This is a genomic window from Mycobacterium sp. ZZG (assembly GCF_054786995.1).
Genome location: NZ_JBTBFV010000031.1, coordinates 1 through 19801, shown reverse-complemented (window position 1 = coordinate 19801; position 19801 = coordinate 1). Strand labels below are relative to the sequence as shown.

The following is a 19801-nucleotide window of genomic DNA, read 5'->3' as shown; positions in this document are numbered from 1 at the left end:
ATCAGTCGACTGTCCAGGTGTCTTTACCGCGCAGCAGCGACTGCAGGGCAGCGGTGTCGTGCGCCCTGGTCTCGCGCGCGGTGGCCAGCTGCTGACGGGCCGCGTCGTCGTAGGTCGGCTTGCTGACCTGACGGAAGATCCCCATGACCATGTGGTCGAGGTTCTGCTCGGACAGCCGCGACAGCGCGAACGCGTACGCCGGATCCTCGACCGTCGCGTCGTGGACCACGATCTCGTCGGCCGACACGTCGGCGGTCTTGGCGACCTCCAGCCCGTATCCGGACTTGACCACGCAGTACTCACTGTCAGGACCGAAGGTGATCGGCTGTCCGTGGGTGACGTTGATCAGCCGCTCCTCGGCGCCTTCCTTGCGCAGCGCGTCGAACGAGCCGTCGTTGAAGATCGGGCAGTCCTGCATGATCTCCACCAGCGCCGCACCGCGGTGCTGGGCGGCGCCGCGAAGCACCTCGGACAGTCCTTTGCGGTCCGAGTCCAGTGCGCGGCCGACGAAGGTCGCCTCGGCGCCGAGCGCCAGGGAGACCGGGTTGAACGGGTAGTCCAGCGAGCCCATCGGCGTCGACTTGGTGACCTTGCCGGTCTCCGAGGTCGGCGAGTACTGCCCCTTGGTCAGACCGTAGATCCGGTTGTTGAACAGCAGGATCGTGATGTTGATGTTGCGGCGCAGCGCGTGGATGAGGTGGTTGCCGCCGATCGACAGCGCGTCTCCGTCACCGGTGACCACCCACACCGAGAGGTCTTCGCGCGCGAGCGCGAGGCCGGTGGCGATGGTGGGTGCGCGACCGTGGATCGAGTGGAAACCGTAGGTCTCCAGGTAGTACGGGAACCGGCTGGAGCAGCCGATGCCGCTGACGAACGCGATGTTCTCGCGACGCAGACCCAGCTCGGGCAGGAAGTTGCGGATCGTGTTGAGAATGACGTAATCGCCGCAACCGGGGCACCAGCGGACCTCCTGGTCGCTGGTGAAGTCCTTGGCCTTCTGCGGCTGGTCGGTCGTCGGGACCAGGCTGGTCTTGGTCAGGCCAGACGGGGTCAGCCCCAGGTCACTGCCGATCAGGTCGGTCATTTCGGCTCCTCGCGCAAGCGCTCGTCGGTCATGCGTTCGCTCCCACACCAGTCGCGTCGGTCGCCGGGGCCTCGATGGTGGCCGCGGCCAGCCGCGCGAACTTGGCCTTCTCGATTTCCTTGTCGCCGAGCGTTCCCTCCAGCGCGGCGTCGATGATGCCCTCCACCTCGTCGGCGAGGAACGCCATCCCTTCCACCTTGGTCACCGACTGTACGTCGACCAGATACTTCCCACGCAGCAGCAACGCGAGCTGACCGAGGTTCATCTCCGGGACGACCACCCTGGCGTAGCGGTTGAGCACCTCGCCCAGGTTCGCGGGGAACGGGTTGAGGTGCCGCAGCTGCGCGTGCGCGACCCTGATGCCGTTGCGGCGTGCGCGCCGGCAGGCCTCACCGATCGGGCCGTAGCTGCTGCCCCAGCCCAGCATCAGCAGCTCGGCATCGCCGGTCGGATCGTCGACCTCGAGGTCGGGCACCGCGATCCCGGCGATCTTCTCGTTGCGCAGGCGGACCATCAGGTCGTGGTTCTTGGGCTCGTACGAAATGTTGCCCGAGCCGTTGGCCGATTCCAGGCCACCGATCCGGTGCGCCAGCCCGGGAGTGCCGGGGACCGCGAACTGGCGGGCCAGCGTCTCGGGATCGCGGGCGTACGGCTGGAAGGGCTCACCTTCCTTGGCGAAGGTGTGCTCGATCTTGTCGTAGGAGGACACGTCCGGGATCCGCCACGGCTCCGAGCCGTTGGCGATCGCACCGTCGGACAGGATCATCACCGGGGTGTGGTAGTCGATCGCGATCCGCGCGGCCTCCACGGCAATGTCGAAGCAGTCCGACGGCGAACGCGGGGCCAGCACGGCCACCGGCGACTCGCCGTTGCGGCCGAACATCGCCTGCAGCAGGTCGGCCTGTTCGGTCTTGGTGGGCAGACCCGTCGAAGGCCCGCCGCGCTGGACGTCGATGACGATCAGCGGCAGCTCGGTCATCACGGCCAGGCCGATCGCCTCGGACTTCAACGAGACGCCGGGCCCTGACGTGCTCGTGACACCGAGCGCGCCCCCGTATGACGCGCCGATGGCCGCGCCGATACCGGCGATCTCGTCCTCGGCCTGGAACGTCAGCACGTTGAAGTTCTTGTGCTTGGACAGCTCGTGGAGGATGTCCGAGGCCGGGGTGATCGGGTATGTGCCGAGCACGATCTGCAGGTCGGCGAGGTGCCCAGCGGAAATCAAGCCGTACGCCAGCGCGGTGTTGCCGGAGATCTGCCGGTATTCGCCGGTCTTGAGCTTGGCCGGGGAGACCTCGTAGGTGGTGCCGAACGCCTCGGTGGTCTCGCCGTAGTTCCACCCTGCCTTGAGCGCCAGCACGTTGGCCTCGGCGACATCGGGCTTACGGGCGAACTTCTCCCGGATGAAGGCCTCGCTGTGCTCCAGTTCGCGGCCGTACATCCACGACAGCAGCCCGAGCGCGAACATGTTCTTGGCGCGCTGGCCGTCCTTCTTGGTGGCGCCGATGGATTCGACCGCGCCGAGCGTCAGGGTCGTCATCGGGACCGCCTGCACGACATAGTCCGAGAGTTCGTCGCTCTCCAGCGGGTTGGCGTCGTAGCCGACCTTGGCGAGGTTGCGCTTGGTGAACTCGTCGGAGTTCGCGATGATCAGGCCGCCCCGGGGCAGGTCCGACACGTTGGCCTTGAGCGCGGCGGGGTTCATCGCGACCAGCACATCGGGACGGTCACCGGCGGTGAGGATGTCATAGTCGGCGATCTGGATCTGGAACGACGACACGCCGGGCAGGGTGCCCTGAGGGGCGCGGATCTCGGCCGGGTAGTTCGGCTGGGTGGCCAGGTCGTTGCCGAAGAGCGCGGCCTCGGAGGTGAACCGGTCGCCGGTGAGCTGCATTCCGTCACCGGAGTCGCCGGCGAACCGGATGACGACTTTTTCCAGCTTCTGCCGAGGCGTTGCGGCCGCGTTGCCGTTCTCTCCCACTCGCCTGCCTTCCATGAGCTGCCCGGTGCTGTCAGGGCCACATCTGGCGAATACCCACCGAGTCGCAGTCGACGCAACGCGCCGCGAATGGGTGTCCACCACAATTTGGTGTCACTAGCAGTACCGATTATTGCACTTCTCTTAGGCCGTCCTATACCAGCCGACGCGGCGACGTTTCGGGGCCGCCTCACCGAACGCACAGTTCAGCGCGTCGCCCGCAGTCACGATGAGACAAAATTGTGTTGTTCGTCACGTTTACAAGACACCTCGGCGCGACGCCGTTTTCTTAGAAACGGTTACCCATCAGTAGCTGCCAGCTAGCACCTGCGACCTTGGGGTCAGTGATGGACGGGCACGTTGTAGGGCGTCACCACCTGGATCGGCACCGGCCGCACGGGCTCCGCCGGCAAAGCGCCCTGCTCCTGCAGGATCAGGCGTAGCGCGAGGCGGGCGTCGGCACGCAGATCGTTGTGCAGCACCGCCGAGATCCGGCCATCACGCAGCAGCCGCCGATTGTCGGCGTCCAGGTCGTGCGCGATGAACACCCTGCACTCCCGCTCGAGTTTCTCGAACGCCGCGACCGTCGCCACGTTGCCGCCACCGACCGAGTAGACCGCCCGCACGCCGGGGTTGGCCTTGAGCGCCTCGAGCACCAGACGCTCATTGGTGGCGTCGATGCCGTCGCTGTCACTGACCTCGACGATCGCGCGTCCCGACGGGCGCAGCGCCGAACGGAACCCGACCTCCCGCTCGCCTTCCCCGCGGAACACCGTGCGACTCAGGGTGATCAGCACATCGGACGGTGCGTCCCCGAGCCACTGCTGCATCAGGTAGGCCGCCGTGACGCCGGCGCCGTGGTTGTCGATGCCCACATAGCCGCACCGCGCACTCGACGGCACATCGGTCGTGTAGGTCACCACCGGGACCCCGGACTCGACGAGCCGGTCGACGGCCTCGGCCACCGCGGAATCGTCGGGCGCCTTGAGCACCACCCCGTGGCTGCCCCGGATCCTGTCCAGCGCCTCCACCGTCTGCGCAGGGGAACCGGACTCCCACAGATGAAACCGGGCCCGCATCATCGCCGGTGCGAACGCGGGCAGTTCGGCCTCCACGGCCGCACGAAATGCGTCGGAGAACCGCTGCGGGGTCTGCATGACCACATCGACCAGATAACGCCGGCCGTTGAGCCGCAGCTGGGCCCGCTGCTTGTCCAGGTCGGCGATCGCCTGCCTCACCTCGGCCACGGTGTTCTCGCGGACCCCCGGCCGGTTGTGCAGCACGCGGTCCACGGTCGCCTCGCTGAGCCCGGCCTGCTGCGCGATCTCGCGCACCTTGTACCTGTGCGGCACGTGGCTCTCCTCTCCCGCGCAGTGGCCGCCGGCCGGCCGCGACCGCTGAGGTGTTTTTGATGGATTCATGCCGTTGATTGCGGTGCTGATCACAGCAAGACTAGGCGGCGTGGCAGCACCGCTCAACACCGCGCCCAGCCCGTGGCTGGATGACTCTGACCTCGACCTCGACGAATTTCGCCGCCAGGTCGAGCGCGACACCGACCTCAGCGTTTACCCGCACGCCCGCGAGGTACGCGACAACGTGCTCGTCTACTCCGCGCCGGCGATGGCCCGCACGACCGACCGACGCGCGTTGCAGGCCGAGCTGATCCGGGCGCTGGCCGACGGCCCCGGCGTCGTGGTGTTCACCGAGGCCTTCGACACCGACGTCGTGGACCGCACCAACGACGCGTTCTTCGCGCTCATCGAGGCCCAGCGCGCGGCTGGCCTCGCCGCTGGGGACCACTTCGGTGCGCCCGGCGCGAACGACCGCATCTGGAACGCCGCGCAGAAGCTGGCGCTGCACGACCCGCAGGTGTTCGCCGACTACTACGCCAACGACGCCCTCGCGGTCGTCTGCCAGGCCTGGCTGGGGCCGCGCTACCAGGTCACCTCACAGGTCAACGTCGTCAATCCGGGCGGCAAAGCCCAGGTGCCGCACCGGGATTACCACCTCGGCTTCGTTCCCGAGCAGCACCTGTCCGCCTATCCGGCGCACATCCACCGCACGTCCCCGACGCTGACGCTGCAGGGCGCCGTCGCGCACTGCGACATGCCCGTCGAGAGCGGGCCGACCATGCTGCTGCCCCATTCGCAGCGCTTCACCGGCGGCTACCTCGCGTTCAACCGGCCCGCGTTCATCGACTACTTCGCCGCGCATCACGTCCAGCTGCCGCTGCGCACCGGCGACGCGGTGTTCTTCAATCCGGCGCTGTATCACGGTGCGGGCACCAACGTCTCGGCCGACATCCGCCGCATCGCGAACCTGATGCAGATCAGCTCACCGTTCGGCCGGGCCATGGAGGCGCTGGACCGCACCGCGATGGTGCGCGCCGTCTATCCCGCCCTGTTGGCCATGCAAGCCGCCGGCCGGCCGCACCGCGACGTGGAGAACGCCGTGGTGGCCACCGCCGAGGGCTATGCGTTCCCGACCAACCTGGACAGCGACCAACCCATCGGCAGCCTGGCCCCACTGAGCCAGGTCGACACCGTGCTCGACGCACTGGCCGCAAACCTCACCGCGGACGAACTCGACATCGCGCTTCGCGATCACAACGAACGGAGAAACCCATGACCACCCTCGGACTCATCGGCCTCGGCCGGATCGGGGCGTTCCACGCCGAGACGCTGATCAATCTGCCGGAGGTGTCCGGCCTCGTCATCACCGACGAACGGCCCGACGTCGTCAGCGAGGTGGCCGCCAAATACGGTGCCACGCCGGTGGAATCGGTCGAGAAGCTGTTGTCCTCGGGCATCGATGGCGTGGTCGTCGCGGCGGCCACTCCCGCGCACGCGGAGTTGACTCTGGCCGCCGTCGAGCGCGGGCTGCCGACGTTCTGCGAGAAGCCGATCGCGTCCACCGCCGCCGAGAGCGCCCGCGTCGCCGAGGCGATCACCCGTTCGGGAGTGGCCGTCCAGGTGGGCTATCAGCGCCGATTCGATGCCGCCTTCGCGGCGGTGAAGCAGGCCGTCGACAACGGCACGCTGGGCGCGCTGCACACTGTTCGCAGCACCACGATGGATCCCGCTCCCCCGCCGATGGACTACATCAAGGGTTCCGGCGGCATCTTCCGCGACTGCGCCGTGCACGATTTCGACGTGATCCGCTGGGTCACCGGGCAGAACGTCGTGGAGGTGTACGCCACCGGCAGCGTGCAGGGCGACCCGCTGTTCGCCGAGTACGGCGACGTCGACACCGCCGCCGTGGTGGTGCGGTTCGACGGCGGCGCGTTGGGTGTGGTGTCCGCGGCCCGGTACAACGGCCGCGGCTACGACTGCCGCCTTGAGGTGCATGGCTTCGACGACACCGTCGTCGCGGGCTGGGACCAGGGTGTCCCGGTGCACAACGCCGACCCGTCCTCTGACTTCCCTACCGGTCAGCCGCACCATTTCTTCATGGACCGGTTCACCGAGGCGTTCCGCGCCGAGCTCGGCGCTTTTGTGAAAGTTGTCGAAGGCGGCCCCATTCAGGGCGCCACAGTCAGCGACGCGGTGGAGGTCGCATGGATCGCCGAAGCTGCCACAGAGTCACTGCGCCGGGGTGTTCCGGTGCGCATCGAGGAGGTCAAGGAATGAAGATCGCGGGTGCGCCGATTTCGTGGGGTGTGTGCGAGGTTCCCGGCTGGGGCTATCAGCTCAGCTCCGATCGGGTGCTGACCGAGATGCGCCAGGCAGGTTTGACGGCAACGGAACTGGGGCCGGAGGGCTTCCTGCCCACTGACACCGCCGAACTGGTGCAACTGCTCGACGGTTACGGGCTCGCGTGCGTGGGCGGATTCGTGCCGGTGGTGTTGTACAAGGACGACCACGACCCGGTCGAGGACCTGGCCGGACCGCTGGAGTCGCTGGTCGCCGCGGGCGCGGGAGTTGTCGTACTCGCCGCCGCCACCGGCCTGGACGGCTACGACGAACGCCCCGTCCTCGACGAGACACAGTGGGCGACTCTGCTGTCCAACCTGGATCGGCTGGCCGACGTCGTCGCCGCGCGCGGTTTGACCGCCGTGCTGCATCCGCACGTCGGCACCATGGTGGAGTCGCGCGCGGAGGTCGACCGCGTGCTCGCCGGGTCGCGGATTCCGCTGTGTCTGGACACCGGTCACCTGCTGATCGGGGGCACCGACCCGCTGGCGCTGACCAAAGAGGTGCCCGAACGGATCAGGCACGCCCACCTCAAGGACGTCGACGCCGGCCTGGCGGCCAAGGTGCAGTCCGGTGAGATGACCTACACCCAGGCCGTGGCCGCGGGCATGTACGTCCCGCTGGGCGCCGGCGACGTGGACATCGCCGGCATTGTGAAGACGTTGGAGGACCACGGGTTCGACGGCTGGTACGTGATGGAGCAGGACAACATCCTCGACCGCGAGCCGGACGGGGCCGGACCGCTGGCCGACGTGCTGGCCAGTGTCGAGTACCTGCAGGGCGCGGCTGCCGGCATCTCGTCGTGACGCTGCGGATCGGTATCCTCGGCGCGTCGCGGATCGCCGAATCGGCGATTGTCGAACCCGCCCAGGAGCTGGGGCACCGTCTGGTTGCGGTGGCCGCCCGGGATCCGTTGCGGGCCAAGTCTTTCGCAGACAAGTACGGCGTCGAGCGGGTAGTACCCTCCTACCAGGATGTGGTGACCGACCCGGAGGTCGACGTCATCTACAACCCGCTGGCCAACGCGTTGCACGCGCCCTGGAACATGGCCGCGGTCACGGCAGGCAAACCGGTGCTGACGGAGAAACCGTTCGCCCGAAACCGGGAGGAAGCGGCCCGGGTGGCCGCCGCGGCCGAGGCCGCGGGGGTCACGGTGATGGAGGGCTTCCACTACCTGTTCCACCCCGTCACGCAGCGGGCCTTGGCCTTGGCCGGGGACGGCACCCTCGGCGAACTGAGCCGCATCGAGGTGCGGATGGGCATGCCGACCCCGGCGTCCGGCGACCCGCGCTGGTCGCTGGAGCTCGCCGGTGGCGCACTCATGGACCTGGGTTGCTACGGGCTGCACATCCTGCGCAGATTCGGCACGCCGTCGGTGGTGTCGGCGACGGCGGTGCAACGCAGCCCCGGCGTCGACGAGCGGTTCGACGCGGAGCTGGTGTTCCCGTCCGGGGTGACCGGATTGACGGCCAATTCGATGGTCGACGAAGAGTATTCGTTCACGCTGCGGCTGATCGGCACGCGCGCAGAGGCGTTCGTGCACGACTTCATCAAGCCGCACGGCGACGACAGGCTGACGCTGTGCACCGAGGACGGCACCACCGTCGAAAGCCACGGCACCCGCACGTCGTACACGTATCAGCTCGAGGCGTTCGCCGATCACGTCCGCCACGGCGCCCCACTACCGCTCGACACGGCCGACGCGGTGGCCAACATGGCGCTCATCGACGACGTCTATCGCGCGGCGGGAATGAACCCGCGCTGACCTGCAGCCCCGCCGGCGGATCACTCCTGCTGGGAGGCCCCTGCACCGCGCCGCTCGTGCCAGCGCAGGCGCAACAGCATCAGACCGCGGTGCGCCCGCCAACCCGCTGACAGCGGATCACGCCAAACCGGGGCATGCGCCCGGGGTTCGCCATTGGTCATGACGCCATTGTGCCGTCCGGATCCGTATCGGGCTCGTCGACAGCGGTACCGACATCATGTCGAAACCATGAACCCTCGGTGTCCTGGCAAAATTTTCCGGCCGTAGCGCCGGTTGCGGCCAGGCATGCGCGGTTGGAGCGACAGGTGCGCGAGAGCCCCGGTGCGGGTCGTGGACGATTCCGCGCTGAGGCCGTCCTGGACGTGCGCTGACGCACGACCGGAGGCCCCGCAGACGAATCCGTCCACGGGGCCTGCGATCCGGCGCTGACTCAGTTTTTGGAGGCGCGCAGCTCGTGGGACAGCGCTTCGAGCTCGTCGCCGCCGGCCATCTCCTGGGTGAGGTGCTCCAGGGTGATGTCGTCGTAGGTGCAGTCGAGTTTCTGCCTGCCGCGGTTGAGCAGGACGAAGTGGTCACCCACCATGTGCGCGTGGTGCGGGTTGTGCGTGATGAACACCACGCCGAACCCGGCCTCCTTGGCGGCGGTGATGTACTTCAACACCACCCCGGACTGCTTGACGCCCAACGCGGCGGTGGGCTCGTCGAGGATCAGCACCCGTGCCCCGAAGAACACCGCCCGCGCGATCGCCACACACTGCTTCTGACCACCCGACAGGGAGCCGATCGGGACGTCGACATCCGGTAGGTCGATGCCCATCTTCGACAGCTCGGACAACGTCGTGGCGCGCATCGCGTTGGCGTCCAACGAAAACGGGAACGACTTCTTGCGCAGCTCCTGGCCGAGGAAGAAGTTGCGCCACACCGGCATCAGCGGCACGACGGCCAGGTTCTGGTAGACGGTCGCGATGCCCTTGCCCAACGCCTCGGCCGGTGAGGCGAACTTGGTGGGTGCGCCGTCGACGAGAAGCTCGCCTTCAGTCTGCTGATGCAGTCCGGCGATGATCTTGATCAGCGTGGACTTCCCGGCCCCGTTGTCGCCGAGGATGCCGGTGACCTCACCGGCGTGCACCCGCAGGCAGATGTCCTTGAGCGCGGTGATGTTGCCGTAGGACTTGCCGACGTTCTTCAGCTCGACCAGAGGCGCCTTGCCACCGGATTGCGCGTCGCTGCTTGGCTTTTCGACAGAGATAGTCATCGAATCACTTCTTTGCTGCGTAGTTGCGGAAGGCGTTGTTGGCGATCACCGCGAATAGCAGCATCGCGCCCAGGAAAAACTTGAACCAGTCGGGGTCCCAGCCCGCGTACACGATGCCCTGGTTGGTCATGCCGAAGATGAACGCACCGATGGCCGCACCGATAGCGGTGCCGTACCCACCGGTCAGCAGGCATCCGCCGATGACCGCGGCGATGATGTAGAAGAACTCGTTGCCGATGCCCTGGCCCGACTGCACCGTGTTGAACGCGAACAGTAGGTGCATGCCGACGAACCAGGCGCAGAACCCGACGAACATGAACAGCCCGATCTTGACCTTGGTGACCGGAACACCCACGGCGCGGGCACTGTCCTTGTCACCGCCGACCGCGAAGATCCAGTTGCCGATCTTGGTCTTGAACAGCACCCATGTCGCGATCGCGGTGAACACCAGCCACCACACCACGGTGATCCGGATGCTGACCCCGAACAGCGTGAACGACGACGCGAACACCTTCTGCGCCGAGTCCCAACCCTGCATGTCGCTGACGCTCTGAGTGGCGACCTGCCCGGCCACCAGCTTGGTGACCGCGAGGTTGATGCCGGCGAGCATGAAGAAGGTGCTCAAGGTGATCAGGAAGCTCGGAATCTTGGTCTTCATCACCAGGAAGCCGTTGAAGAAGCCGACGGCCAGCGCCAGGATCAGCGAAAGCAGCGCGCCCACCCACAGATTCAGGTGCAGGTTGTAGGCGAGCATCGACGCGGCCAGCGAGCTGAATGTGACGGCCACGCCGGCCGACAGGTCGAACTCACCGCCGATCATGAGCACCGCGACGCCGCAAGCCATGATGCCGATCGTGGAGCTGGCGTACAGAACCGTGGCCAGCGACGACGCCTCCCGGAACGGTTCCGCGACGATCAGGAAGAAGACGAAGATCCCGATGGCACCGATGCCCGCGCCCATCTCGGGCCGGATCAGGATGCGTTGCAGCCGGTTTCGTTCCTTGACGCGTTCGTCGCGCACCACCTTGTGGCCGGCGACGTCGAGAGTCTGCTGGGTGGACATCAGCGGGTGCCGCCCTTCGCATACTCAGCCACCGCATCGATGTTCGACTTGTCGATGAAGGCGGGCCCGGTCAGGGTCGGCTGGCCGCCGCCGATGACATTGCCGTTGGTCAGGTACAGCCACAGCGAGTCGACGGCGAGGTAGCCCTGCAGGTAGGGCTGCTGGTCGACGGCCCACTGCACGTCACCGGCCTGGATCGCCTCGACCAGGGCGGCGTTCGTGTCGAACGTGCCGATCTTGGCGGTGCTGCCCGCGTTCTTGGCCGACTGCACCGCGGTCAGCGCGAACGGAGCGCCGAGGGTGACGATGTAATCGATGCTCGGATCCTGCTGCAACTTGGCGGTGATGGTCGATTCCACCGACGGCATGTCCTTGCCGTTGACGTTGAGCGTCTCGGTGGCCGGGAACGTCTCCTTGACACCGGCGCAGCGCGCCTCGAGGTCGACGTGTCCCTGCTCCTGGATCACGCAGATGGCCTTGGTGGCGTTCTCGCTGCGAAGCCGGTCACCGACACCCTGACCGGCGATGCGGCCGTCCTGCCCGAAGTACTCCTTGACGCCCATGCCCTTCCAGGCGTCCATGCCCGCGTTGAACGCCACGACCGGAATCCCCTTCGCCTCAGCGGCTCTGACTGCCGCCTGCATGGCGTCCGGCTTGGCCAGCGTGACCGCGATGCCGTCGACGTTGCTGTCGATCGCCGACTGCACGAGGTTGGCCTGATTGGGCGCCTCGGGATCGTTGGAGTAGCGCAGCTCGATGTTGTCTTTCTTCGCCGCCGTCTCAGCGCCCTTGCGCACCAGATCCCAGAAAGAGTCACCCGGCACCTCATGGGTGATCATTGCGATGGTCATGCGCGGCGTGTCGACCGTGCCGCCGCCGCCACCCTCGCCGGACCCCTCGGGCGCTCCGCCGGTGGAGGAACACGACACGATTCCGAATGCCAGGACCCCCGCGCCCGCCAGCGCCGCGAGCCGCTTGAACGTCACAGGTTTGTTGCTCTTCGCGCGAGCGCCCATCACAGTTTCTCCTTGTCCTCGGGACTGCCGCGACGCCCGCCGGACCAGTACAGGCCTGTGCCGGGCGACACGCCTCACAGGTGATGTAATACGGCTCACTCCGGAAAGTCAAGACTTTGTCCTGACATTAGGACTGCATGTCATTTAGCCGTCCCAATCAATGCAGGTCAGGAGGTTGGCGCAGCGGTCGATGCTCGCACCACCAGCGTCGGCTCCCGCACGAGGTCGGCCACCGCGCCGTCATCGACCTGACCGTCGAGCCGGGCCACCAAGCGCTGCATCGCCGCCGTCGCCAGACCTCCGCTGTCTTGGCGGATCGTGGTGAGCTGGATGTGCGCCAGCCGGGCGAGGGGGCTGTCGTCGAAGCCGAGAATGGAAATGTCCTGCGGCACAGCGACACCCGATCGGATCAGCACATCCATCACACCGACTGCGCACCGGTCGTTGAACGCGAAGACCGCCTCGGGCAGCTTTCCCGACGCCAGCATCGCCCACGCCGCAGCCGCGCCGTCTTGTTCGGTGAGCCCGCCGGTGGCGATGAGCTCGGACACTCCGGCAGCCCTGGCTGCGCGCCGGTAGCCGCGCCGCCGTTCGGCGGCGCCGGGCGCGGTCCCGCCGTCCAGATAGAGGATTCGGCGATGTCCCAGCCCAAGCAGGTGCGCCGTCCCGGCCTCCGCACCTGCCACATCATCGCTGCGCACCGCGTCGACGCTTCGCACCCGTCGCGCCATCACCACCACCGGCAGTTGCGCCGCCAACTCATCGAGCGCGCGGGTCGGCAACTGTGGCCCGACGAGCAGCAGGCCCTCACAACGGTCGTCGACAAGGGTGCGCAGCGCTCGCCGTTCGTCGCGATGCGGCGTCACAGCACTGAGCACGACGTCGTAGCCGAGGGCTTCGGCGGCGACATACACGCCGTCGACGAGATCGGCATGGAACTCCTGATGAGCCGAGAAGCTCACGCCGACAAGCCGGGTCCGGTGCTGACGCAGACGCCGGGCCTGCGGATCCGGGCGGTAGCCGATCTCGTCGGCCGCGCGCTTCACCCGCTTGCGCGTGAGTTCGCTGGCGCCGGCGGCGTCGCGCATCACGATCGACACCAGCGCCCGTGACACCCCGGCCCGCTCGGCCACGTCGGCGAGCGTCGGTCTCCGTTGCATGCGCTCAGCCTAGAACGTTCCAGCTTCCCCGTTGACGAAATCCGGACCCACCGCCTAGCGTGGCCTAGAACGTTCTAGTCCACGCGCGTAGCCAATGGCTCGCATGCGGTGCTCGCGCCTCGCTCGGTCGCCGACCGCGCCATCGGACATCGGCCGCCGCGGCGGCGACATCGAAAGGAACTGCTGCAGTGAGCTTTCAGTTGGCGGTGTGCGCCGAGATGGTGTTCCGCGATCTGCCGATCCTGGATCGGGTCAAACGCATCCACGAGCTCGGCTTCGCGGTCGAGATCTGGAGTTGGCACGACAAGGATCTGGCCGCGCTGGCGGCGACCGGCGCGGTGTTCACATCGATGACGGGTTACCTGCACGGCGACCTGATCGATCCGGACAGCTGTCACGAGGTGGTGCGGACAGCGGAGTTGAGTATCAAAGCCGCTGAAACGCTGGGGGTCTCGCGGCTGAACCTGCACACCGCCGAGCTCGTCGACGGGCAGGCGGCGCGTCCCCGGCAACGCAGCACCGGGCAGATGTGGCTGACGGCGGCCCGCACCCTGGAGCGGTTGGGCGAACTCGGCGCCGCGGCCGGCGTCACGTTCTGCGTCGAGAACCTGAACACGATCGTCGACCACCCCGGTGTGCCGCTGGCCCGCGCCAAGGACACGCTCGCGCTGGTCGAAGGCGTGAACCACCCGAACGTGAAGATGATGCTCGATCTGTATCACGCGCAGATCGGCGAGGGGAATCTGATCGAGCTGCTCCGTCGCTGCGGTGGCGCGATCGGCGAGATCCAGATCGCCGATGTGCCCGGCCGCTGCGAGCCCGGCACCGGCGAGATCAACTACGCCGCTGTCGCGGCGGCGCTGCGGACGCTCGGCTACACCGGCACCGTCGGCATGGAGGCCTGGACGTCGGGCGCCGGAGTCGCGGGCAGCGAGGCCGCACTGGAAGCCTTCCGCGCCGCCTTCACCTGACCTCCCCCGCCGAAATCGCATTCCACGCGGAACTTTCCGCGTTTTCGCCGCGTGGAATGCGATTTCGGCGCAGAAGGGGTCCGCCGGGACGGGTCAGCGGTCGACGAGCGTGGTGTCGAAGTAGTAACGCGACGCGCGGTAGCAGTGGTTGCCGAACTCCACGGCGGCACCGGAGTCGTCGAAGGCGGTACGCGTCATGGTCAGTAGCGGCGCGTTGGGCTTCTCATCGAGCAGGTGAGCCTCCGCGCGGGTCGCGCTGCGGGCGCCGATCCGCTGGCGGGCCAGCCGGATGTGCACACCGCGGGTCCGCAGCGACTGGTACAGACCGTTGCTCTCCAACTCGTCGGCGTCGGGCGCGATGTCGGCGGGCAGATGGTTCACCATCAGGGCCAGCGGCTCGCCGTTCGCGCACCGCAACCGGTGGATCGACGCGACCTCCCGGCCTTCGGCCAGATTCAGCTCGCGGGCGGTCTCCTCGTCGGGCGGGCCGACCTCGTACTTGAGCAATCGCGTGGTCGGCTCCTGGCCGGCGCGGGCGAGGTCGTCGAACAGACTGGTCAGTTCCACCCGGCGGTGCACCGGGTTCTGCACCACCTGGGTGCCGACTCCGCGCTTGCGGACCAGCAGCCCCTTGTCGACGAGCTCTTGGATCGCCCGGCGGGTGGTCGGGCGGGACAGCGTCAGACGCTTCGCCAACGCGAGTTCGTTTTCGAACCGGTCCCCGGGCGCGAGTTCGCCATTTCTGATCGCAGCCTCGATCGCCTGGGCCAGCTGGTAGTACAGCGGAACCGGGCTTGACCTGTCGAGCTCCACAGTCAGGGGCAAGTCCGCTCCGATCTCGTATAGGGCGGGTCAAGAGTAGCTGAATACTAACATCGATTGAGATAAAGATAGAATGTCAGGACAAAGTCTTGACATGGTGCCGTGACCAGGGGCACAGTTTCAGGCAGCCACCCACACCTATCCCGTCGGAGTGACTTGTGATGACCAATCAGCCATACGACGTGCTCGCCATCGGGCGCAGCGGCGTCGACGTCTACCCGCTCCAGACCGGTGTCGGCCTCGAAGAGGTTCAGACGTTCGGGAAGTTCCTCGGCGGCAGCGCCGCCAACGTCGCGGTCGCCGCGGCGCGACTCGGGAACCGGTCGGCGCTGATCTCCGGCGTCGGCGACGACCCGTTCGGCCGCTACGTGCGCGCCGAACTGGCTCGCCTCGGGGTGGACAACTCATACGTCACCACCCACAGTGAGTTCCCGACGCCGGTGACGTTCTGCGAGATCTTCCCGCCCGACGATTTCCCGCTGTACTTCTACCGCAAGCCCAGCGCCCCCGATCTGCAGATCCGTGCCGACGAGATCGATGCGGACGCGGTCCGCTCGGCGCGACTCTACTGGTCGACGGTGACAGGTCTGTCTGAGGAACCCAGTCGCAGTGCGCATTTCGCTGCATGGGAGGCGCGCGAGCGTCGGCCGCTCACGGTCCTGGACCTGGATTACCGCCCGATGTTCTGGGAGACGCCCGCAGCCGCCACCGAGCAGGTGCAGAAGGCGCTGGCACACGTGACGGTCGCCGTCGGCAACCGCGAGGAGTGCGAGATCGCCGTCGGCGAGTCCAACCCGCACCGAGCCGCCGACGCGCTGCTCGACCTCGGGGTGGAACTCGCCATCGTCAAGCAGGGCCCGCGCGGGGTGCTCGGCAAGACCCGGCACACATCGGTCACCGTGCCCCCCAACCAAGTCGACGTCGTCAACGGCCTGGGAGCCGGTGACGCGTTCGGCGGCAGCCTGTGCCACGGACTGCTCCACAACTGGTCACTGGAGAAGACCCTGCGCTACGCCAACGCCGCCGGCGCGATCGTCGCCGGTCGGCTGGAGTGCTCGACCGCGATGCCGACCGCCGCCGAGGTCGCCGAACTGGCCGAGCAGACCGCTGTGGAGGCCGTCAATGTCTGATACCGCCGTGCGCCCCACCTACGCCTCGATCACCGAGCTGCGTGCCACCGACCCGGGCGCTGTCGCACGCGCCTGGGCGCAGCGCACCACCCGGCCGACCTTGCGCGGCAACGGACGCCTGATGATCGTCGCCGCCGATCACCCCGCGCGCGGCGCTCTCGCCGTCGGCGGGCGGCCGACCGCGATGAACAGCCGCACCGATCTGCTGGACCGGTTGCAGGCCGCGCTCGCCGATCCCGGCGTGGACGGAGTACTGGCCACCGCGGACATCCTCGATGACCTGGTGCTGCTGGGCGCGCTCGAGAACAAGGTGGTGTTCTCGTCGTTCAACCGCGGCGGTTTGGCCGGCTCGTCGTTCGAGCTCGACGACCGGATGACGGGCGCCACCGCCGCATCGACCGCCGCGGCGCGGATGAACGGCGGAAAGATGTTGTGCCGCATCGATCTCGACGATCCAGGCACGGTGTCCACGCTTGCGGCCTGCGCACAGGCCGTGGACGAGCTCGCCGCCCACGGTCTGATCGCGATGCTGGAGCCGTTCATGTCCTCGCGCGTCGACGGCAAGGTCCGCAACGACCTGACCCCCGACGCGGTGATTAAATCGGTGCACATCGGCCAGGGTCTCGGCTCCACCTCGGCGTACACCTGGATGAAGCTGCCCGTGGTGGACGAGATGGAGCGCGTCATGGAGTCCACGACCCTTCCCACCCTGCTGCTCGGTGGGGATCCCACCGATCCCGAAGAGGCGTTCGCCAGTTGGGAGAAGGCGTTGTCACTTCCGTCGGTGCGCGGCCTGATCGTCGGCCGCACCCTGCTCTACCCGCCCGACGACGACGTCAGCTCGGCCGTCGCGACCGCGGTGGCGATGGTCCGATGAGGTCGAAGCTGTACATTCCGGCCGACAGCGCTTCGGCTCCGTTCACCGTCGCGATCACCCCGGAGGACGCCGGCTGGGCCGAATCCTCCTTGCACGTAGTCGATCTCGGAAATGACGGTTCGGTGTCATTGAACACCGGCGACAACGAGGTGATGATCCTGCCGTTGGCCGGCGCCGGGCGCGTCGAATGCGGCGGCGAGACGTTCGAGTTGTCGGCCCGCGCTTCGGTGTTCGACGGGCCCGCAGACATGGTGTACCTCGGCCTCGGCCAGGACTACTTCCTGTCGGGCCGGGGCCGCATCGCGATCTGCGGTGCCCGCGCGAAGACGTCCTTCCCGAACCGCCGCGTCGCCGCGGCCGACGTGGCCGTCGAACTGCGCGGGGCGGGCAATTGCAGCCGCCAGGTGCACAACTTCGGCACCGCCACCGCATTCGAGGCGGACTCGCTGATTGCCTGCGAGGTGATCACCCCCGGTGGCAACTGGTCGAGCTATCCCGCGCACAAGCACGACGAGAACACTGACGTCGAGACCCAGCTCGAGGAGATCTACTACTTCGAGATCGACGACAGCCCGGCGGGCACACCGGGATTCGGCTATCACCGGGTCTATGGCACCCCCGAGCGCCCGATCGAGGTGCTCGAAGAGGTCCGCACCGGCGATGTGGTGCTGGTCCCCCACGGCTACCACGGCCCGTCCATCGCGGCTCCGGGACACCACATGTACTACCTGAACGTGATGGCCGGTTCGGGACCGACCCGCGCCTGGCTGATCTGTGACGATCCCAATCACACCTGGCTGCGCGGCAGCTGGGAGCACCAGGAGATCGACCCGCGTCTGCCGTTCACCGCGCAATCGTGATGTACTCCGCCACCGAAGGAGCGTGACCCGTGGTTTCCACCGCGCCGAAGTCGACAGAGAAGTTCGTCGACAACGAACCGACCGTACGGCTCACCGTCGCCCAGGCGACCGTGCGCTTCCTGGCCAACCAGTACGTCGAACACGACGGTGAGCGGCACAAGTTCTTCGCCGGGTGCTTGGGCATCTTCGGCCACGGCAACGTCGCGGGCATCGGCCAGGCACTGCTTCAGGACGAGGTGGAGGCCCACGAGGCCGGCGAACAACCGGGCCTGCGGTATGTGCTGGGCCGCAATGAACAGGCCATGGTGCACACCGCCGTCGCGTACGCCCGGCAGCGCGACCGCACCCAGGCGTGGGCGGTGACCGCCAGCGTCGGACCGGGCTCGACGAACATGCTGACCGGCGCCGCGCTGGCCACCATCAACCGACTGCCGGTATTGCTGCTGCCCGCAGACACTTTCGCCACCCGGGTGAGCTCACCGGTGCTGCAGGAGCTGGAGCTGCCCTCGTCCGGGGATGTCACCGTCAACGACGCGTTCAAACCGTTGTCGCGCTATTTCGACCGGGTGTGGCGTCCCGAGCAGCTGCCCGCGGCGCTGCTGGGGGCGATGCGGGTGTTGACCGATCCCGTCGAGACGGGCGCAGCGACGATCGCCCTGCCGCAGGACGTGCAGGCCGAGGCCTTCGACTGGCCGGTCTCGTTGTTCGCCGAGCGCACCTGGCACATCGCCCGGCCGATGCCCGAGCGGGCCGTGATCGCCAAGGCCGCCGAGGTCATCCGCTCGGCGACCAAACCGCTGATCGTCGCCGGTGGCGGTGTCATCTATTCCGGCGCGAACGACGCGCTGGCGCAGTTTGTGGCCCAGACCGGGATCCCGGTCTGCGAGAGCCAAGCGGGGAAGGGCTCACTGCTGCACGACGATCCGCGCTCGGTCGGCGCCGTCGGGTCCACCGGGACCACGGCGGCCAACGCGCTGGCCGCCGAGGCCGACGTCATCATCGGGATCGGCACCCGTTACAGCGATTTCACCTCGGCGTCGCGCACCGCGTTCAACAACCCCGACGTCCGGTTCGTCAACATCAACGTGGCATCCCTGGACTCGGTCAAGCAGGGCGGGATCAGCGTGGTCTCCGACGCCCGGGAAGCGCTCGAAGCGCTGACCGGACTGCTCGACGACTACTCGGTCAGCGACGAATACACCTCGCGCGTCCGCGAACTGATGTCCGAGTGGAACGACACCGTCACCGCGGCGTACCGCACCGAGGACGGTGCCGCGCTGAACCAGAACCAGGTGATCGGCTTGGTGAACACGTTGTCCGACGCCCGCGACGTCGTAGTGTGCGCCGCCGGGTCGATGCCCGGTGATCTGCACAAATTGTGGCGGATGCGCGACCGCAAGGGCTACCACGTCGAGTACGGGTTCTCCTGCATGGGCTATGAGATCGCCGGCGGTATCGGAGTGCGGATGGCAGCCCCCGACCGCGACGTGTTCATCATGGTCGGCGACGGCTCCTACCTGATGATGGCCACCGAACTCGTCACCGCCGTGCAGGAGGGTGTGAAGGTCATCCCGGTGCTGGTGCAGAACCACGGCTTCGCCTCCATCGGCGGCCTGTCGGATTCCGTTGGCTCGCAACGCTTCGGCACCAGCTACCGGTACCGCGGCGAGGACGGCCGGCTCAACGGCGGCAAACTGCCTGTCGATCTGGCCGCGAACGCGGCCAGCCTGGGCGCCGACGTCATCCGTGTCACGACCGCCGCCGAGTTCACCGATGCCGTCAAGGTCGCCAAGGCCAGTGACCGCACCACGGTCATCCACGTCGAGACCGACCCGATGGTCTTTGCACCGGACAGCCATTCCTGGTGGGACGTGCCGGTCAGCCAGGTCTCGACACTGGCGTCCACCCAGCAGGCCCATCAGCGGTACGCAGACTGGAAGAAAGTCCAGCGGCCACTGATCAATCCGTCCGACCGCTAGGCCAGGGAGCACCGTGACTTCAATTCGTGTTGGCTCCGCGCCGGATTCGTGGGGGGTGTGGTTTCCCGACGATCCGCAGCAGACGCCCTACACCCGTTTCCTCGACGAGGTCGCCGAGTCGGGCTATGAGTGGATCGAGCTGGGCCCCT

The 19801-nt window shown here is 67.5% G+C and carries 18 protein-coding genes and 1 pseudogene; 10 read left to right on the top strand and 9 right to left on the bottom strand.

Translation table 11 applies throughout. The annotated features are described in order from the left end of the window. Position 1: 1 nt before the first annotated feature. The 3 genes from ACXMYJ_RS17530 to ACXMYJ_RS17520 all read right to left on the bottom strand — a co-directional run bounded on the left by ACXMYJ_RS17530 (position 2) and on the right by ACXMYJ_RS17520 (position 4414). A complete protein-coding gene (locus ACXMYJ_RS17530; RefSeq protein WP_460358007.1) occupies positions 2-1084 on the bottom strand; it encodes a 2-oxoacid:ferredoxin oxidoreductase subunit beta in 1083 nt (360 codons plus the stop codon). A gap of 28 nt (positions 1085-1112) precedes the next feature. Then, positions 1113-3080 (bottom strand): 2-oxoacid:acceptor oxidoreductase subunit alpha, encoded by a 1968-nt coding sequence (locus ACXMYJ_RS17525; RefSeq protein ID WP_260754254.1) that lies wholly within the window; start codon positions 3078-3080, stop codon positions 1113-1115. A 323-nt stretch (positions 3081-3403) separates the two neighbouring features. Beyond that, positions 3404-4414: a LacI family DNA-binding transcriptional regulator gene (locus tag ACXMYJ_RS17520; RefSeq protein ID WP_260754257.1), complete on the bottom strand. Its 1011-nt coding sequence runs from the start codon at positions 4412-4414 to the stop codon at positions 3404-3406. 67 nt (positions 4415-4481) lie between these two features. Between ACXMYJ_RS17520 and ACXMYJ_RS17515 the strand changes: the two genes are divergently transcribed. Genes ACXMYJ_RS17515 through ACXMYJ_RS17500 form a run of 4 tightly spaced genes read left to right on the top strand, consistent with a single transcriptional unit; the run spans position 4482 to position 8519 of the window. Further along, on the top strand, positions 4482-5690 hold the full coding sequence (locus ACXMYJ_RS17515; RefSeq protein WP_260754259.1) for a phytanoyl-CoA dioxygenase family protein: 1209 nt from the start codon (positions 4482-4484) through the stop codon (positions 5688-5690). Continuing rightward, on the top strand, positions 5687-6691 hold the full coding sequence (locus ACXMYJ_RS17510) for a Gfo/Idh/MocA family protein (protein WP_260754260.1): 1005 nt from the start codon (positions 5687-5689) through the stop codon (positions 6689-6691). The genes ACXMYJ_RS17515 and ACXMYJ_RS17510 overlap by 4 nt, the downstream gene beginning before the upstream one ends. Further along, positions 6688-7560: a sugar phosphate isomerase/epimerase family protein gene (locus ACXMYJ_RS17505; protein ID WP_460358002.1), complete on the top strand. Its 873-nt coding sequence runs from the start codon at positions 6688-6690 to the stop codon at positions 7558-7560. The genes ACXMYJ_RS17510 and ACXMYJ_RS17505 overlap by 4 nt, the downstream gene beginning before the upstream one ends. Beyond that, the gene (locus ACXMYJ_RS17500; RefSeq protein WP_460357999.1) at positions 7557-8519 is read left to right on the top strand and encodes a Gfo/Idh/MocA family protein; all 963 of its coding nucleotides are present in this window, start codon (positions 7557-7559) and stop codon (positions 8517-8519) included. Before ACXMYJ_RS17505 ends, ACXMYJ_RS17500 begins: the two co-directional genes overlap by 4 nt. A gap of 20 nt (positions 8520-8539) precedes the next feature. Here the strand turns inward: ACXMYJ_RS17500 and ACXMYJ_RS17495 are convergent, their stop codons facing one another. The 5 genes from ACXMYJ_RS17495 to ACXMYJ_RS17475 all read right to left on the bottom strand — a co-directional run bounded on the left by ACXMYJ_RS17495 (position 8540) and on the right by ACXMYJ_RS17475 (position 13013). Next, positions 8540-8680, bottom strand: a complete 141-nt coding sequence (locus ACXMYJ_RS17495; protein WP_260754266.1) for a hypothetical protein — start codon at positions 8678-8680, stop codon at positions 8540-8542. A gap of 269 nt (positions 8681-8949) precedes the next feature. Next, a complete protein-coding gene (locus ACXMYJ_RS17490; RefSeq protein ID WP_260754268.1) occupies positions 8950-9774 on the bottom strand; it encodes an ATP-binding cassette domain-containing protein in 825 nt (274 codons plus the stop codon). Between the two features lie 4 nt (positions 9775-9778). After that, on the bottom strand, positions 9779-10837 hold the full coding sequence (locus tag ACXMYJ_RS17485) for an ABC transporter permease (RefSeq protein WP_260754270.1): 1059 nt from the start codon (positions 10835-10837) through the stop codon (positions 9779-9781). Continuing rightward, positions 10837-11853, bottom strand: a complete 1017-nt coding sequence (locus tag ACXMYJ_RS17480) for a substrate-binding domain-containing protein (protein ID WP_460357995.1) — start codon at positions 11851-11853, stop codon at positions 10837-10839. Before ACXMYJ_RS17480 ends, ACXMYJ_RS17485 begins: the two co-directional genes overlap by 1 nt. A 167-nt stretch (positions 11854-12020) precedes the next feature. Next, positions 12021-13013 (bottom strand): LacI family DNA-binding transcriptional regulator, encoded by a 993-nt coding sequence (locus ACXMYJ_RS17475; protein WP_443188905.1) that lies wholly within the window; start codon positions 13011-13013, stop codon positions 12021-12023. A 188-nt stretch (positions 13014-13201) separates the two neighbouring features. On the opposite strand from ACXMYJ_RS17475, the gene ACXMYJ_RS17470 reads away from it, so the two are divergent. Further along, positions 13202-13984: a TIM barrel protein gene (locus ACXMYJ_RS17470; RefSeq protein ID WP_460357992.1), complete on the top strand. Its 783-nt coding sequence runs from the start codon at positions 13202-13204 to the stop codon at positions 13982-13984. 93 nt (positions 13985-14077) lie between these two features. Here the strand turns inward: ACXMYJ_RS17470 and ACXMYJ_RS17465 are convergent, their stop codons facing one another. After that, positions 14078-14809, bottom strand: coding sequence for a GntR family transcriptional regulator (locus tag ACXMYJ_RS17465; RefSeq protein ID WP_443188907.1), 732 nt, complete (start codon positions 14807-14809; stop codon positions 14078-14080). A gap of 158 nt (positions 14810-14967) precedes the next feature. On the opposite strand from ACXMYJ_RS17465, the gene iolC reads away from it, so the two are divergent. From iolC to ACXMYJ_RS17440, 5 genes and pseudogenes are all read left to right on the top strand, one after another. Next, a complete protein-coding gene (gene iolC / locus ACXMYJ_RS17460) occupies positions 14968-15936 on the top strand; it encodes a 5-dehydro-2-deoxygluconokinase (RefSeq protein ID WP_260754276.1) in 969 nt (322 codons plus the stop codon). Then, on the top strand, positions 15929-16813 hold the full coding sequence (locus ACXMYJ_RS17455; RefSeq protein WP_460357988.1) for a Cgl0159 family (beta/alpha)8-fold protein: 885 nt from the start codon (positions 15929-15931) through the stop codon (positions 16811-16813). Before iolC ends, ACXMYJ_RS17455 begins: the two co-directional genes overlap by 8 nt. After that, complete coding sequence (iolB, locus tag ACXMYJ_RS17450) at positions 16810-17673, top strand: 5-deoxy-glucuronate isomerase (RefSeq protein ID WP_460357985.1); 864 nt, start codon at positions 16810-16812, stop codon at positions 17671-17673. Before ACXMYJ_RS17455 ends, iolB begins: the two co-directional genes overlap by 4 nt. A 29-nt stretch (positions 17674-17702) precedes the next feature. Continuing rightward, positions 17703-19652 (top strand): 3D-(3,5/4)-trihydroxycyclohexane-1,2-dione acylhydrolase (decyclizing), encoded by a 1950-nt coding sequence (gene iolD, locus ACXMYJ_RS17445; protein ID WP_460357982.1) that lies wholly within the window; start codon positions 17703-17705, stop codon positions 19650-19652. 13 nt (positions 19653-19665) lie between these two features. Continuing rightward, positions 19666-19801: pseudogene (locus tag ACXMYJ_RS17440) on the top strand (2-keto-myo-inositol dehydratase); the annotation flags it as partial.